At 69.7% G+C, this 14,313-nt stretch carries 13 protein-coding genes and 2 pseudogenes; 5 read left to right on the top strand and 10 right to left on the bottom strand.

Features of this window, described 5'->3' with window-relative positions:
- Positions 1–176: 176 nt before the first annotated feature.
- From ACZ4TG_RS25580 to ACZ4TG_RS25570, 3 genes and pseudogenes are all read left to right on the top strand, one after another.
- Positions 177–1,042: pseudogene (locus ACZ4TG_RS25580) on the top strand (ATP-binding cassette domain-containing protein).
- Positions 1,039–2,607, top strand: coding sequence for a DUF1349 domain-containing protein (locus ACZ4TG_RS25575; RefSeq protein WP_468166687.1), 1,569 nt, complete (start codon positions 1,039–1,041; stop codon positions 2,605–2,607). Before ACZ4TG_RS25580 ends, ACZ4TG_RS25575 begins: the two are co-directional and overlap by 4 nt.
- Positions 2,604–3,383, top strand: coding sequence for a hypothetical protein (locus ACZ4TG_RS25570; RefSeq protein ID WP_468166685.1), 780 nt, complete (start codon positions 2,604–2,606; stop codon positions 3,381–3,383). The genes ACZ4TG_RS25575 and ACZ4TG_RS25570 overlap by 4 nt, the downstream gene beginning before the upstream one ends.
- Before the next feature lie 99 nt (positions 3,384–3,482).
- Here ACZ4TG_RS25570 and ACZ4TG_RS25565 read toward each other — a convergent pair whose 3' ends face one another.
- The 4 genes and pseudogenes from ACZ4TG_RS25565 to ACZ4TG_RS25550 form a co-directional block, all read right to left on the bottom strand.
- Positions 3,483–4,352 (bottom strand): hypothetical protein, encoded by an 870-nt coding sequence (locus ACZ4TG_RS25565; RefSeq protein ID WP_468166683.1) that lies wholly within the window; start codon positions 4,350–4,352, stop codon positions 3,483–3,485.
- Between the two features lie 72 nt (positions 4,353–4,424).
- Positions 4,425–4,634 (bottom strand): annotated as a pseudogene (locus ACZ4TG_RS25560) (IS5/IS1182 family transposase); the annotation flags it as partial.
- Positions 4,635–4,689: 55 nt separating this feature from the next.
- Positions 4,690–5,136, bottom strand: coding sequence for a hypothetical protein (locus ACZ4TG_RS25555; RefSeq protein WP_468166841.1), 447 nt, complete (start codon positions 5,134–5,136; stop codon positions 4,690–4,692).
- Positions 5,137–5,370: 234 nt separating this feature from the next.
- A complete protein-coding gene (locus ACZ4TG_RS25550; RefSeq protein ID WP_468166835.1) occupies positions 5,371–5,883 on the bottom strand; it encodes a GNAT family N-acetyltransferase in 513 nt (170 codons plus the stop codon).
- A gap of 389 nt (positions 5,884–6,272) precedes the next feature.
- Here ACZ4TG_RS25550 and ACZ4TG_RS25545 point away from each other — a divergent pair, with 389 nt between their 5' ends.
- Together ACZ4TG_RS25545 and ACZ4TG_RS25540 are read left to right on the top strand one after the other, a co-directional pair.
- Positions 6,273–7,064: a class I SAM-dependent methyltransferase gene (locus tag ACZ4TG_RS25545; protein ID WP_468166681.1), complete on the top strand. Its 792-nt coding sequence runs from the start codon at positions 6,273–6,275 to the stop codon at positions 7,062–7,064.
- 201 nt (positions 7,065–7,265) lie between these two features.
- On the top strand, positions 7,266–7,607 hold the full coding sequence (locus ACZ4TG_RS25540) for a HopJ type III effector protein (protein WP_468166679.1): 342 nt from the start codon (positions 7,266–7,268) through the stop codon (positions 7,605–7,607).
- 393 nt (positions 7,608–8,000) lie between these two features.
- On the opposite strand, the gene ACZ4TG_RS25535 is transcribed toward ACZ4TG_RS25540, so the two are convergent.
- The 6 genes from ACZ4TG_RS25535 to ACZ4TG_RS25510 form a co-directional block, all read right to left on the bottom strand.
- Positions 8,001–9,029 (bottom strand): cysteine synthase family protein, encoded by a 1,029-nt coding sequence (locus ACZ4TG_RS25535; protein WP_468166677.1) that lies wholly within the window; start codon positions 9,027–9,029, stop codon positions 8,001–8,003.
- A gap of 23 nt (positions 9,030–9,052) precedes the next feature.
- Positions 9,053–11,362 (bottom strand): lantibiotic dehydratase, encoded by a 2,310-nt coding sequence (locus ACZ4TG_RS25530; protein WP_468166675.1) that lies wholly within the window; start codon positions 11,360–11,362, stop codon positions 9,053–9,055.
- Positions 11,363–12,124, bottom strand: a complete 762-nt coding sequence (locus tag ACZ4TG_RS25525) for an aspartyl/asparaginyl beta-hydroxylase domain-containing protein (protein ID WP_468166673.1) — start codon at positions 12,122–12,124, stop codon at positions 11,363–11,365.
- Between the two features lie 74 nt (positions 12,125–12,198).
- Complete coding sequence (locus ACZ4TG_RS25520; protein WP_468166671.1) at positions 12,199–13,299, bottom strand: Ldh family oxidoreductase; 1,101 nt, start codon at positions 13,297–13,299, stop codon at positions 12,199–12,201.
- Positions 13,289–13,972 carry an aspartyl/asparaginyl beta-hydroxylase domain-containing protein gene (locus ACZ4TG_RS25515; protein ID WP_468166669.1) on the bottom strand — a complete coding sequence of 228 codons (684 nt, stop codon included), beginning with the start codon at positions 13,970–13,972 and terminating at the stop codon, positions 13,289–13,291. Before ACZ4TG_RS25515 ends, ACZ4TG_RS25520 begins: the two co-directional genes overlap by 11 nt.
- A 77-nt stretch (positions 13,973–14,049) precedes the next feature.
- Positions 14,050–14,292 carry an MbtH family protein gene (locus tag ACZ4TG_RS25510; protein WP_468166667.1) on the bottom strand — a complete coding sequence of 81 codons (243 nt, stop codon included), beginning with the start codon at positions 14,290–14,292 and terminating at the stop codon, positions 14,050–14,052.
- Positions 14,293–14,313 lie beyond the last annotated feature (21 nt).

Here is a 14,313-nt window from a genome sequence, read left to right as displayed (position 1 = left end):
GGACACGTACCAGGCCAGGCTAAGCCGAGGCGCCTAACAGCGAGATGACAGTGGCCGTTCGGCCCCTGTAACTCGCTCCGTCACAGGGTGGAGCCATGAGCGATGAGAGTACGAAGGCGACGATCGAGGTCGTCGGTTAGCGCAAACGCTTCGGGCCGCAGCTGGCTTTGGACGGGATGACGTTCACCGTGCGGCCCGGACGGGTGACCGGCTTCGTCGGCCCGAACGGCGCGGGCAAGTCCACCACCATGCGCGTGATCCTGGGCCTTGACGCAGCTGAGGAGGGAAAGGCCCTGGTCGGCGGAGTGCCGTACCGCACCCTGCGTCGCCCCCTCCGGCATCTGGGGGCACTGCTCGACGCCTCCGCGTTGCAGCCGAGCCGCACCGCCCGTAACCACCTGCTGTGGCTGGCCCACTCACAGGGCGTGCCACCCCGGCGCGTGGACGAGGTCATCGAACAGGCCGGCCTGGGCACGGCGGCCCGGCGCAAGGCCGGCGGCTTCTCGCTGGGCATGCGCCAGCGCCTGGGGATCGCGGCGGCGCTGCTCGGTGCCCGCCGGTGGTCATGCTGGACGAGCCGTTCAACGGCCTCGACCCCGACGGCATCGTGTGGATGCGCGGCTTCCTGGCGGAGCTGGCCCGGCAGGGCCGCGCTGTCCTGGTCTCCAGTCACCTGATGAGCGAACTCGAAGACACCGCGGACCATCTCGTGGTGATCGGTCGCGGCCGGGTCGTCGCGGACACCAGCGTGTCCGAGCTGCTCGCCGAGGCGTCCGGCGGCCGGGTCACCCTGCGTACCTCCGCGCCTCCGCGCGCCGCGCAGGTCCTGCACGGCGCGGGCGCCGCCGTTCTCGCCACCGGCCCGGACACCCTTGGCGTCACGGGCCTGCCCGACGAGGAGATCGTGGCCCTGCTCGCCCGGAACGGGGTGCCGTTCTCGCAGGTGTCCGCGCACCGGGCGACGCTCGAAGAGGCGTACATGGAGCTCACCCGGGACGCGGTGGAGTACCGGGGCATCCCGGCAGGGGAGGCCACGCGATGACAGCCAGCCTCACCCCTCGCCGCCCGGCCACGAGGCGCGCTGAGCCGAGCGGGTTCCTCAGGACGCTGCACGCCGAGTGGACGAAGTTCCGTACGGTACGCGGCTGGGTCCTCGCCATGGCGGGGGCGCTCCGGGTGACGATCGTGGTCGGCCTGCTCGGCACGGCCGCCCCCGCCCCCGGCGGGGGCGGGGGCGGCGCCGACTCCGCTTCGTATCCGAAGGGCCCCGGCGGCGAGGCCGTCAATGACAGCTTCTACTTCGTCCACAGGACACTCACCGGCGACGGCGCCCTCACCGTTCCCCTGCGGTCCCTGACCGGTGTGGCCGACACCGGGACCGGCAAGACGGCCCAGGGCGCCCAGCCCTGGGCGAAGGCAGGGATCATCGTGAAGGAAAGCCTCACCCAGGGATCCCCGTACGCGGCGGTCATGGCCACCGGCGGTCACGGCGTGCGCATGCAGTACGACTACACGCACGACACGGCGGGCCCTTCCGGCAAGGTGACCGAGGAGTCCCCGCGCTGGCTGCGCCTGGTCCGCTCCGGCGACAGCCTCACCGGTTACGCGTCCACCGACGGCTCCCACTGGACCAAGGTCGGCCAGGCGAAGCTGCCTGGGCTTGCGCGCACCGTGCAGGCCGGGCTCTTCGCCACGTCACCGGAGGCCAAGCAGGACACCGCGGCGGGAACGGGCTTCAGCCCCGCCGTGGCCACCGGCACCTTCGGCCGTCCCGGCCTCACCGGTGGCTGGTCCCAGAGCGCCTGGAGCGGCACCCAGGTGGGCGGTGACGCGGGCACCTCCGGCAGCTACACGAACACCACCGAGGGCGGCTTCACCCAGACCGACGGCGGCGGGTTCACCGTGACGGGGGCCGGCGACATCGCACCGGTCGTCGGCGGGCCCGCCATGGGCGTCGGCTTCTCCGTCGAGAACTTCCTCGTCGGCACATTCGCCGGGCTGATCGTGGTGATCACCGTGGGCACGGTGTTCATCACCAGCGAGTACCGGCGTGGTCTGCTGCGTACGACCATGGCGGCAACTCCGCCGCGGGGCCGGGTGCTTGGTGCCAAGGCGCTGGTGGCCGGGGGCGTCGCGTTCGCCATCGGCCTGGTCGCCGCCGCGATCACCATTCCCATCGGGGAACGCAGCACGGGTGGCAGGGGCTTCCATGTCTTCCCCGTCACGTCGGCGACCGAAGTGCGCGTCATGGTCGGAACCGGACTGCTCTGCGCAGCCGCCGCCGTGCTCGCTCTCGGCGTCGGTGCCCTGCTGCGGCGCAGCGGCACGGCTGTCGCCCTGGTCATCGCGTCGATCGTGCTGCCCTTCCTGCTCGCCACCTCCGGCGTACTGCCCCCGGGCGTCTCGGAGTGGCTGCTGCGGGTGACCCCGGCCGCGGGCTTCGCCATCCAGCAGACCCTGCCGCAGTACGCGCAGGTGCTCAGCGTGTACGAACCGTCGACCGGCTACTACCCGCTGGCGCCCTGGGCCGGCCTCGCCGTGCTGTGCGGATACGCCGCGCTCGCCTTCGGTCTGGCCGGGGTGCGGCTGCGCGGGAGGGACGTATGAGTCTCCTGAGCGGTGCACGACTCGCGAGCACGGCTGACGGCGCGTGGCGAGGGGACTTCGGCCGCGCCCTGCGCGCGGAGTGGACAAAGTTGCGCACCGCAGGGGAAATGGGCAGGTTGCTCCTGCTCGCCGTCGCGCTGACCGTGGCCGTCGGCTGCGGCACCGCCAAGGCCGTGAAGTGCCCGGACGCGGGGTGCGGCCAGGACGCCGTCAAGCTCGCCCTGACCGGCGTCACCGTCGGGCAGGCGGTCATCGCCGTCTTCGCGGTGCTGGCCGTCAGCGGCGAGTACGGCACCGGGATGATCCGCACCACGCTCATGGCAGTGCCGAACCGGATCACCGTCCTTACCGCGCGGCCGCGCTGCTGGTCGGCGGTCTGCTGCTGCACAGGCGCGACGCGTAGCCGAATCGAGCCGTCCGCGAGCACGGTGGCTTTCCCCCCGGCCCGGCGCCTCACCCGGTCAACGACCCAGCCGACCGGGAGCGACGCCGGGCGGGCGGGTCTTCAGGATGCCGACTTCCCCGACGGGCAGAGCCACGGCTACCGGTGGGTTCACATCAAGCGCTTCCACCTGCCGCCCGTGTCACCGGCCGACCAGGACCTTCTCACCGCCTTGATCGCCCACCCTGAGTTCCGGGACACCTACGACGGAGCCGGCGTCTGGCTCGAACCACGCCATGGCCAGTGGTGGTCCGATCGGATCGCTCCCGGGACGCTTGCCTTGCCCGCGCCGCCCGACACCGGACGACGCGGGCTTGACCGGCAAGATCCCTAGCCCCGCCGGATCCGGCCGGGGGGAGCGGTCGGATCCCTTCGTCACCCCGTACGGACGCCGCTGTTGCGGAATGCCCGGTTCCGGGCGTTCCGAAGCCCCTCACTGGACCAGGTCGGTGTGCGGGTGGCCTCCGTTCGCCGGGCAGGCGTACAGCTGGAGGTGATTGGCGTCCAGCACCGTGATCTCGGGCGGATTGGACCAACTGTCGTCGGATGCGCCGGGGACCTGATCCTCGTACGGGATCCAACTCGTGCTGCTGCGGTGCCATTCGGACGAGGCGATGGTCAGCAGCGGCGTCATCGCGGTACCGCAGGCCACACAGAACCGGGGGACGGGGTCGGTGAGCCCCCAGGGAGCCCAGCCACCGATCTTCCAGCCGGGGGCGTGGGACAGCGCCTTGTCATAGAGCACCTGCGGGTCGGCGTCGTCGACCACGATGCCCGCCGCCCGCCAGGGCGCGGGGTCCGTGATCTGCTGCTTCAACTCCTCGGGGAGTTCCAGGGAATCGGGGTACTCGGTGACCTGCTCCGGCGCGAGCACGCACGGCTCAGGCACGTAGAGGTACTCGTCCGCGTCGAACGGCTCGGGCGGCGCCGCCAGCACGTCGGTGACATCCGCGGCGGTCCGCCAGGACAACTCGATCGGAATGCTTGAGTCCGGCGCGTGCTCCGAAGGGCACCACAGGACCTGCAGCAGGTCGGTCCGCCCGGGCGGCCGCAGCAGGGGTATGTCCCGCGCGTACAACTGGGCCACGGGCACCAGGGGGTGGAGGCCTTCATGCTCGATGCGGCAGTACAGCCAGGGTTGCTGTGCGGGCCACAGCAGGGGCCCGCCGATCGAGCTGTCGTGCACCGTGGGAGAGCCGGGACGCGGGTGCAACCGGACCGCTGGGCGGCCCAGCGGGGCCAGCGCGGGGAAGACCGCGGCGATGTCGACCGGCCGGGGCGGGGTGGTACGTGTGCCATTCATGGCAACGATCTTGCCAACACTCTCTGACAGCGGGCCTACGCCGTCTCTTTCGGATCACCTCGCGCTCCAGACGGGGCAACGAATCGCGGCCATCACCGTCCCGAACGCGGGTGCATTCCCAGCCTGGCCCGGAGTGAGGACGAAGGCCGGCGGGCGGCAGTTGCCGTCGACCGCCAGGTGGACCTTTTGGTCAGCCCGCCGCGTCACCGCCCGAGGGCGTGATCGTCAGGCTCGTCCGCCATCGCCCCCCCTTTCACGAGCTCCGGCGAAGTGCTGATGTGCTGATGTGCGCCAGCGGCCACCTCGCCGGTGGGTCCGGTCCGGAAGCAGCGAGCGTTCAACTGCGGAGGCAGTCCGCGGGACGGTCTGCGATGTGACGCTCGCAGATCGCCCGGTACGCCGGGAAGCGCAGAGCGATCTCGGAAAGCTTCGCAATCATCTCCGTACGCGTGGGCAAGGGGTAGCACTCGTGGTGCAGTGCGATGCCCAGACGAACGGCGTCGTCTGCCTTCCGTACCCACTCGTCCAGAGTGGACTTCATGGACGCACCGTTATCCGTGCCCGACCACGCCGCAACGTTCAGGAACACGATCGCCTGTTCTACCGACGCCTGGCCGGCTTCCACTGCCGCAGCAACGATCTCGGCGACGTCGTCGGCGCCGTAGGCATCAATCAGGTCGTCCACACGGTCGAACAGCTCGTCAGGGAAGTCGCCGTCATCCCGTTCCGACACGTGCACGGCACACAGCCGGCCAAGCGCCTCGCCCACTACTGACGTCGCCATCAGGCCCCCTGTTGCTCGCCACTCGGACGGACACTAGCCGGGCCAGCCGCAGGGAACCGCCCATTTTTGACGGCTACCCCGCGGTGATCCGAAAGAGACTGCCTGGATGTCCTGCCTGAGTCCCGGAGGTGGCTGGGCTGTCGGCGATGCAAGAGGCGATGCAAAAGGAACCACCGGGCGGTGTCTTCGACGAGCTCGCGGTCCGCTACGAGGCCACCGTCCTCGTTGCCGCCGTCAACGAGTGGTTGTGACGTACTGGTCCGACGACAACTCGAACACCCGAACTCGCCGGCCGCCAGTGGGATTGACGGTCTCACGCACCGGATGCATCCCCAGTTTGGTCATGATCCGTTCGGAGGCGTCGTTGCCCACCTGAGTGATGCTGACGATCCGCTCCAGCCCTCGCTCTTCGAACCCGAACCGTACAGCGGCCGCAGCGGCCTCGGTGGCCAAGCCCTGCCCCCAGTGGGAACGTCCCAGCCGCCAGCCGACCTCCACCGCCGGCAGTACCTCCGGCAAGAAGTCGGGCACCGAAAGGCCGGTGAACCCGGCCAGCTCGCCAGTGGACCGGATTTCCACGGCGAACAGGCCGAAGCCCCGTGACTCCCACTCGCTCTCCCATGCCCGGATCCCGCCGCGAGTCTGCTGTTCGTCACGGACGCTGCCGTCACGGATCCACCGCATGACCTCGGGGTCGGCATTGACGGCAGCCATGGGCGCAACGTCTTCCTCGCGCCAGCGACGCAGGATCAAACGGGGAGTCTCAAGGGTGACCACCCAATCATTCTGCCATCGGTCGGCGAACGCCGCTCCCGGTGGCTTGAGTTGAGGTCCGCGGCGGCGGATCGGACCGTCGCGCGACGGTCGGCGGCGGCCCGCGTAGCACTCCACCAGGGCGCGCGGCCCGGCATCGGAGAACGCGCGGGCGGAGCATCAAGACCATCGCCCTTGGCGCCTACGGCTTCCGCAACCCCGGCAATCAGCGCTTACGCACCCGCTGCGCGACCACCCGTCGAGCCCGTGGACACCTGGCTGCCCGCTCATTTCGTTGAGCCCGCACCCTGCAATCGTGTTGGCTAGCGGCACCGAACTGTCAGTACCGCGGGTGCCCGCTTGGCTGTAGCAGGGAGTTGAACGTGCAGGACAACGTTGTTGACCCCGTTGCCCACAATCGGGCAGCCTGGGACAAGTGTGTCCAAGAGGGCAACGAGTGGTCGAGGCCGGTGAGTGCTGAGGATGTCGAGCGCGCCCGCAGGGGCGACTGGTCGATTGTTCTCATCGGACGTGAGCCAGTCGACCGCTCCTGGCTGCCGACGGACCTGACCGGCAAGGACGTGTTGTGCCTGGCCTCCGGCGGCGGCCAGCAGGGTCCGATCCTCGCCGCCGCAGGGGCGCGGGTCACCGTATTCGACAACTCACCCCGTCAGCTCGGCCAGGACCGGATGGTGGCGGCGCGCGACGGACTCGAGCTGCGCACCGTCCTAGGCGACATGCGCGACCTCAGCGCCTTCGGCGACGCAACATTCGACGTCGTATTCCATCCGGTTTCCAACCTCTTCGTACCAGACTTGGCACCGGTGTGGCGTGAATGCTTCCGCGTCCTGCGACCGGGCGGAACTCTGCTCGTGGGCTTCCTCAACCCTGATGCGTACTTGTTCGACCACGAGGCGCTCGACGAGCGCGGCGAGCTGATCGTCGTGCACAAGCTGCCTTACAGCGATGTCACGCAGTACTCCGCCGAGGAACGCGCCACGAAGTTCGGCGCGGATGCCCCTCTTGAATACAGCCACACCCTCACCGACCAGATCGGCGGGCAGCTCGCCGCCGGGTTCGTCCTCACCGGCTTCACGGAAGCGCCGCACCAATCCAACGCATCCGCTCAATACATGTCGAACTATTTTGCGACGCTGGCGGTCAAGCCGGGCTGACCCAGCCGTGGGGCCGGTCGGCGGCCCGGCCAGCACCTCGTCCGGGTGGGCCTCCTCGTAGACCGCGATGGCGCGCAGCAGCCCGTCGTACCGCCGGTCGTTCCGACATGTGGCCCGATTCCTACCGGATGGCCTGAAGGGGCTATGGTCCCCCGGTCACGGAAGGCAAACGGACCGTCCGTCCAACCCAGGGGAACCGAGATGACTGATCTGAACTCGCTGCGGGCAAGCCTTGCGTCAGGTGAGCACGAGTTCGCCGACACCTTGGCCTTCATCACCGCGCACTACGAATACCGGCCGCAGGCGTTCCGCAACGGGGAACTGGAAAACGCCGCAGGTGAGAACGAGGGTTCCTGCAAGACGCTGGGACTGGCCCTGCTGGAAGGACTGAGCGACCAAGAGGCCCTGCTGGCATTCGGTGAGCACTATCGCAGTGTGCTGGCGACGCCGAACGACACTGATCACGGCAACATTCGCAACCTCATGGCCCATGGCCTTGAAGGGGTGGACTTCGCCGGGCAACCGCTGGCCCGCAAGAGCTGAACAGCGAAATCCGGGCGCCCGCCAAAGGCCACGTCCCCCAACCCGTCCTGAAGGTCTCGTAGCCGCGCAACGCCCGCAGCGTCATGCGGGCTGCGTAGCCCTTGCCTTCCCAAAGGTCGGTGACGGGGATCTTGGCGACGCCGTCGGCTGCTCGCGCAGCTGCTCCAGCCGCGCCGCGAGCAGGTAGTCGGCAGTGCGCTCCCGGGCCCTGCCGGCGGCCTTCGTCGCGGCGGCGATGGCGTCCGCGCCGTTCGGGTCGTGTCGGAACCAGCGGCGGCCCTGCTCGGTCGCGTACGCCCGCCGGGCCTCGGCCTCGGCCTCCTCGGCCCGGTCATCGACCGGCTCGGCCGCCGCCGGGTCTCCGCCGTCTCCGCCGTCTCCGAGCGGCGCGCGTCATTTCATGCCTGCTGCCGCGATCGCCTCCAACCCTTCCCGCTGCAGGGAACCCGTCTCGGCCAGCTCGGCGGGAGGATCCGCATAGACCGTGCCCAGGTAGGCGCCGCCCATGTCGGGACAGATCACGCAGATGTCCCGTAGGTCGTGATCGCCGAGCGCGGCGATCACAGCACCGAGGACGGCTGCCCCCGCCGAGCCGCCGAGAGTGAGTTCGGTCGCCGTACGGAGAAGCCGGCAGGCCCGGGCAGCAGCCAGGTCGTCCAGCAGAACGCGCACGTCCCACTGTTCTGGACCAAGGAAGGCGGACGGACGCCCGGAGCCGAAGCCGGGTACCTTGAACGGCCGCGGCTCCAGCCGGCCGCCGGTAGCCACCGAACCGGCCGCGTCCACTGCCACCATGCGCGTGTCGGGGTGATGCTCCCGAAAGTACCGGGACAGACCGGCGAGCGTTCCGCCGGTGGAGACTGCCGCCACGACGGCGTCCGGGGGCCTGTCCCCCAGCCCGCTCACCAACTCCGGTGCCGTCCAGCCATAGTGCACATCCGGATTGGCCGGACTGGAATACTGATCCGTCCACACGACACCAGGTCGTTCCCGGAGCAATCGCCGTACGGTGGCCAGACGCTCCACCACCGGATTGCGGCCGGGAACCCGCTGCACCACGATGACCTCTGCCCCGTGAGCCTCCATCAGCCCCTTGCTGCGCTTCGGGGTGTCGGCGTCGACGACCAGAGTGCACCGGTATCCACGACGCCGGCACATGCCCGCCAGCGCGACACCGAGGTTTCCGGAGGTGGACTCCACGATCGCCCCGCCGGGCCGGAGTTCCCCACTGCGTTCACGAGCCCCCAGCAGCGCGTGTGCGGTGCGAGCCTTGATCGACCCGTACTCGTTGGCGCCCTCCAGCTTGAGCCAGAGCCTGCGATTCTCACCGCGCACAGGAACAACCAGCCGCAGCAGGGGTGTGCAACCGACGCCCTCCGGACCTGTCTCCGGCGGCGCTCCCGCACCCGCGACACTCTTCACCCGGGCCGTCCCCGCACTGTCCATCACGCACCTGCCGTAGACGACCGGCGGTAGTATCCGAATCTCAGTTCGCTGGTGTGCCTGCCGGCCTGGTCCCGCAGCCACAGACCATCACGGTCCGGCAGCATTTCGGAGACGACCACCGCCCCGGTGGCTCGGGCGCAGTGACGGGAGAACAGGTCGACGAGCGCCGGCACGGCGAAGTCGACGAGGATCGGCTTGGGTTCACCGGGGAACTTCGCGTAGATCCGCTCCGGAAGCCCGTACTGTTCCCTGAGCCCGTGGGCGAATCTCTGGTTCTCCACGGACAGGCTCGTCCAGGACTTCCTCCTGGACGTGGGAATCCGCCAGGTTTCCCGGTGGACCACCGTACGGCCGAGGGTCAGCCTGGGAAGGTGATCGGCCCCGTCCAGCCTGCGGAACATGTCGTCGGCGCCGATGAGCCGGGCACCGGTGAACGGAGTGAACACCGATTCCACCTCGTCCCCCCAGGAGTACAGGGGTGGCCGGGTGAGATGGACCCTGCCCAGCGCCGTGGACTCGAGCGACAGGCGCCCGGAGTCCGCGGTCATGTAAAGGGAGGCGGCTCGGGCCACGTCACCCGCCCCTCTCGGGCTGGCGCCGCGGAACTCTATCTCCGGCAGCACCTCGCTGCGGGCCAGGGTCTTGCGCCAGTGCCCCATGACCGGGTCGCAGATACGGCCGTCCGTCAGGCCGCCGATGAGTGCGCCGACCTCCGCTTCGAACGCCGCGCGCTGCGGGTGCAGGGCCGGCCAGAGCCCTTGCAGCAGTTGGTCGTGCAGGCCGTGCACCTCACCGATGACGACCTGGAAGGAGCCGGCGTTGACGGCCTCCAGGCTGGGCGCGTCCACGAACAGGTCCGCCCCGGCCACGCACCAGGTGTCGAAGTCGACTCCCGCCGCCCGCTGCCTGGCCCAGTCCATGTCGAGCTGGACCCGAGAGCGGTCGGTGTTCCGCAACAACTGGTCGGTCAGTGCCGATGGCCCGCCCGCCAGTACCTGATCGTCCGCCGACCGCAGCCGCTGCCCCAGTCCGTCGGCATTGGCATGGGCGATCACCCGGTCCAGCGGCACGCTGCGGTATCCGAAGGAATCGACGAACCATTCGGTGATCATCTCCACGCGCCGGCGTCGACGAGCCAGGGAGAGCTCGAACAGCAGGTCCAACAGGACCGGCATGTCCGTGCGGAGGTATCCGTAGAGGGGGTCACGGATGTCGAAGCGATCCCACGGGAAGTGCCCGTCCTCGATCACCACCGACCGGTCCGCATAGTGTCGGCCGGCCTCCCTCTCCGCCGCCGCGCCCGTCACCTCGGAGAAGGCAGCGGACACGCCGTTCAACGCGTCCCGGCGCTCCTTGAGGGAGCCCGCTTCCTGGAGCGCGGCGCTTGTCCTGCCGAGCGTGTCGAGTACCGAGCACCAGCGGGGGCCGGCCGGCCCCCGCAGCGCGGCGGCACGGTCGCGCAGCGCGGTGAGGGGGTCGATCACCCCCGTCGGTACCTGCACCCGGTAGTCGACCAGGCCACGCCGTTCCAGTTCGCCGAGTGCCGCGGTGACCGCTTCGATCTCCGCGTTCTCGGCACGCGCCAGCCCCGCAGCGTCCATGCGCCCGTCGCACCGGGCGAGAAGCCGGTCCTCCAGCGAGCCTGGGTCCGGCGGCTGAAGCCGATCCACCTCGATCGGCCAGTCCACGAAGCGCACCGCGATGTACTCGCCATCACGCTGCACCAGCTGCGGAGGGATCGAGGGGACGAGCTGCGCCAGCACCTGCGGGTCCGCGCTCATCACGTCGGCGATGGCCTCCGCGGCCCAGTGCGTCCAGTAGGTCCGCGTACGCGCCGGGGCGGGCTCGCCGGTTTCGAGTACGAGCCCCTCCCCCGGGCCGACGCGCGCCCAGTACACCGGCCCGAAGAAGCTCGTGCTCTCGTTCTTCGCGCACATGCGCTGCAGGTACATGGCCGCCAGCAGCACCTTCCGGCGGTCTCCCGAACGAAGCCGGCCGGGATCGGGGCCGTCGGCCAGCCAGCGGTGCAACTGCTCGTACGCACCTCGGCTGGAGAGCATGACGGCCTCCAGGAAACGCCCTTCGAGGCACGTGTCCACCAAGTGGTGCACGCATCCCTCGATGGCGTCGGCGATGGCCTTGTCATCGCCGGCGGCCACCAGGTCGGCGATCGACTCGGCCCGTAACCGCTCCAGCAGTTCGTAGGGGAATCCCGTCGACTTGACCAAGGCCCAGGACGAGAGCGCCCAGTGTGTGGTGGTGGGGATCCCGGCGGATCCCCACACGTCCGCAGAAGTGTCCGGGCTCATCTAGTTGTCCGTGTAGAGGATCGTCTTCCACACGGTCATCATGTGGGCGAGGGCCCGCTTCTCGATCTCCGTCAGGTCCGGGTGCCAGACGTCGAAGAGCAGCACGGCACGGCCCGACGGACTGTCGTTCCACACCTCGTGCTCGAAGGAGTCGTCGAAGAGGAACGCCTTGCCCTCCACCCAGCGACGGTCCTCGGTGCCGACCCGCATGTGCCCGCCCTCAGGGGCGACCAGCGCCAGGTGGCAGCGGACACGGGCGTTGATGAACCCGCAGTGGGGCGCCACGTGAGTCCTCGGCGCCATGATCGAGAAGTAGCACATGCCCGACTCGCTGACACCGTCCAGCGCGGACAGCGCGCTGACGGTATCCGGACACGCGGCCAGGTGTTCCGGATACTTTCTTCCCAACAGGTAGAAGTAGTAGGCGCTCCACCGGCCGGCCTTGGCGAGGTTGGCGGAGTTGGGGTGCCGGACGGCCTCGGTCGCCTCCAGACCGCCCACCGCCTCGAACTCCTTGCGGATGGCTTCGAACGAGGCCTCGAGATCCGCCACCCAGGGGAACTCGCCGGCGTCCCACCACGGTTTGGCGGCAAGGCCGGGGATGATCACCTCCGGCCGCTGCAAGGTGGTCTCCTGGCTCGGTTCGCGCAGCGCGCTGGACTCCAGCCCGTCGATTATTCGAGTGAGCTGCGCCCGATCGACGCGCTGTTCCTCGATCCACTGATCCAGATACGGTCGACTGTCTCCGACCCACGCCGGCATGTCAGCCTCCTTGGCTGTCTTTCGTTGTGATGGAAAAGAGCACTGCTGCGGGGAACGTGAAGAGGCGTGCTCGTTCACGCGGCCCGGAACGGGATTCCGAAACGGGCTCCGATGTCGGCCAACTGGGCGGCGACGGCGGTCGGCAGGTCGAAGCCGTCGGCGCGAAGACCGCGGCTCCGGTTCTCCGGCTCGCCGGGGACCGTCACGGTGGCGCCGTCGTCGACCTCGACCTTGGCGATGTGCCGCGCGACCTCGCCGACGGACTCTCGATAGGCCGTCCGGCCGCCGAAGGCCTCCGGGTCGATGACGACGAGGAAGACACCGGACATCTCCGCTTCACCGGTGGACCACGGCGGTCGCTGGGTGCCGGCGAGCACGGGGTCGTCGTCGTCGATGGTGGCCAGGCCGCCCAGCAGGGCGGCGGCCAGTGCCAGCCCGAAGCCCTTGTGACCGGCGGCCGGGCTGCCCAGGGGCAGCAGTCCACCGCCGGCGAAGTAGTCGCCCGGCTCCTGGCTCGGCTGATGCGCGGCGTCGACCACGCACCCCGCCGGCAGCCGCACCCCGCGCGCCGCGGCGTCGGAGACCTTCCCCTCGGCCAGCATGGACATGGACACATCGACCACGACGGGGGAATCGGCGGCCGGTATGCCCAGTGCCCAGGGATTGGCTGCCAGGAAGCGCCGCGAGGTGCCCGGCAGGGCCATGACGCCGACGTCCGGACCGACCGCGCCGACCACCATGAGGCCGACCATCCCCGCCGCCGCGATTTCCTCGCAGTAGTGGCCCAGCCTGCCGATGTGCCCGCACTGCCGGATGGCGACGGCGGCAAGGCCGGTCTCGGCGGCCTCGGCCATGGCGAGTTCCGAGGCGAACCGCGCTGTGAAATGCCCGAATCCCCGGTGACCGTCGACGAGGTGGCAGGCACCGCGACGCCTGAGCACCGAGGGCCGAGCGGCCGGCGCGAGATCGCCGCGGTCGAGTTCGGCCACGTACTGACCGAGCCGCAGGACGCCGTGCGAGTCATGGCCGGCCGCGTTCGCGCCGACCAGGTGGCCTGCGACCGCCGCCGCCACATCCGGGTCGGCTCCCATCTGCCGGCACACGGAGTCGATGAAGGCGGTCAGTTGCCCGGGATCGGCAGTGACGACACCGCCGTCGCCCTGCTCAGTCCACATCCGTGCTCCACTCCCTCATGAGGTAGGTCAGAGCGCGGCGCTCTGGATCGGAGAGGTCGGGGTGCCAGGTGTCGAACAACAGCACCGCCCGGGGCCGGTCGGCCAGGTTGTCGACCTCGTGCTCGTACGAGTCGTCGAAGACCAGGCATCGGCCTTCCTGCCAGGTGCGGGTCTCGGTGCCGACACGCATGTGGCAGTCCGGCGGCACGACGATGCCCAGGTGGCAGCGGATACGGGCGTTCAGGAATCCGCAGTGCGGCTTGACCTTCGTGTTGGCCCCCAGCACCGAGAAGTAGCACATGCCGGCGTCGGAGATCCCGGGCACCGCGGCGAGCACCCCGGCAGTCGCCGGGCAGTCGGCCAGGTGCTCCGGATACGCCACGCCCATCCGGTAGAAGTGGTACGTGCTCCAGCGGCCCTGCTCCGCCAGCTCGGTGGACTCCGGGTGGCGGGTCAGGCCGGACGCGGCGTATTGGCGCTCGAACTCCGCGCGAATCCGGGGGTAGGCGTCCTCCAAGCCAGCGACCCAGGAGAACTCGGAGGGATCGTGCCATGCGGCACTCCGCAGACCTGGAATGTGGACTTCCGGGCGCTGCAGCCGGTGCGCCCGGCTCCGGACCGGTTCGTCCGAGCGCAGCCCCCGGTAGACGCGGTCCAGGTCGCGTCGGTCCACGCTCTGGTCCGAGGCCCAGCGGGTGAGCGCTTCCGCACTCTGCCGAAACTGTGTGAGATACATGGTGGCCCGCCCGCTCAGTCGGCGGATGCCGTGGCGGAGGGCGGGATGACCGCGCCCACAGGCTTGCCGAGCTGGTCCCGCAGGCTCTTCGGGCGCATGTCGGTCCAGACCTCTTCGATGTGGGCCAGGCATTCCTGCCTTGAGCGTTCCGGGCCCACCGCCCGCCACCCGTCCGGGACATCCCGCCCGGTCGCCCAGATCGAGTACTGCTCCTCATCGTTCACCACGACCCGCCACAGCGAGCTGTCGTCTGCCATGCCAGTCCTCTCCTCGTCTCG

The sequence above is a fragment of the Streptomyces sp. NPDC028314 genome, assembly GCF_055565795.1.
This window is presented reverse-complemented; position numbering and strand designations above follow the sequence as displayed.

Coding starts and splice junctions, on each gene's coding strand:
- ACZ4TG_RS25575 (WP_468166687.1), top strand. CDS start 1,039: ATGACAGCCAGCCTCACCCCTCGCCGCCCGGCCACGAGGCGCGCTGAG.
- ACZ4TG_RS25570 (WP_468166685.1), top strand. CDS start 2,604: ATGAGTCTCCTGAGCGGTGCACGACTCGCGAGCACGGCTGACGGCGCG.
- ACZ4TG_RS25565 (WP_468166683.1), bottom strand. CDS start 4,352: ATGAATGGCACACGTACCACCCCGCCCCGGCCGGTCGACATCGCCGCG.
- ACZ4TG_RS25555 (WP_468166841.1), bottom strand. CDS start 5,136: ATGGCGACGTCAGTAGTGGGCGAGGCGCTTGGCCGGCTGTGTGCCGTG.
- ACZ4TG_RS25540 (WP_468166679.1), top strand. CDS start 7,266: ATGACTGATCTGAACTCGCTGCGGGCAAGCCTTGCGTCAGGTGAGCAC.
- ACZ4TG_RS25530 (WP_468166675.1), bottom strand. CDS start 11,362: ATGAGCCCGGACACTTCTGCGGACGTGTGGGGATCCGCCGGGATCCCC.
- ACZ4TG_RS25525 (WP_468166673.1), bottom strand. CDS start 12,124: ATGCCGGCGTGGGTCGGAGACAGTCGACCGTATCTGGATCAGTGGATC.
- ACZ4TG_RS25520 (WP_468166671.1), bottom strand. CDS start 13,299: ATGTGGACTGAGCAGGGCGACGGCGGTGTCGTCACTGCCGATCCCGGG.
- ACZ4TG_RS25510 (WP_468166667.1), bottom strand. CDS start 14,292: ATGGCAGACGACAGCTCGCTGTGGCGGGTCGTGGTGAACGATGAGGAG.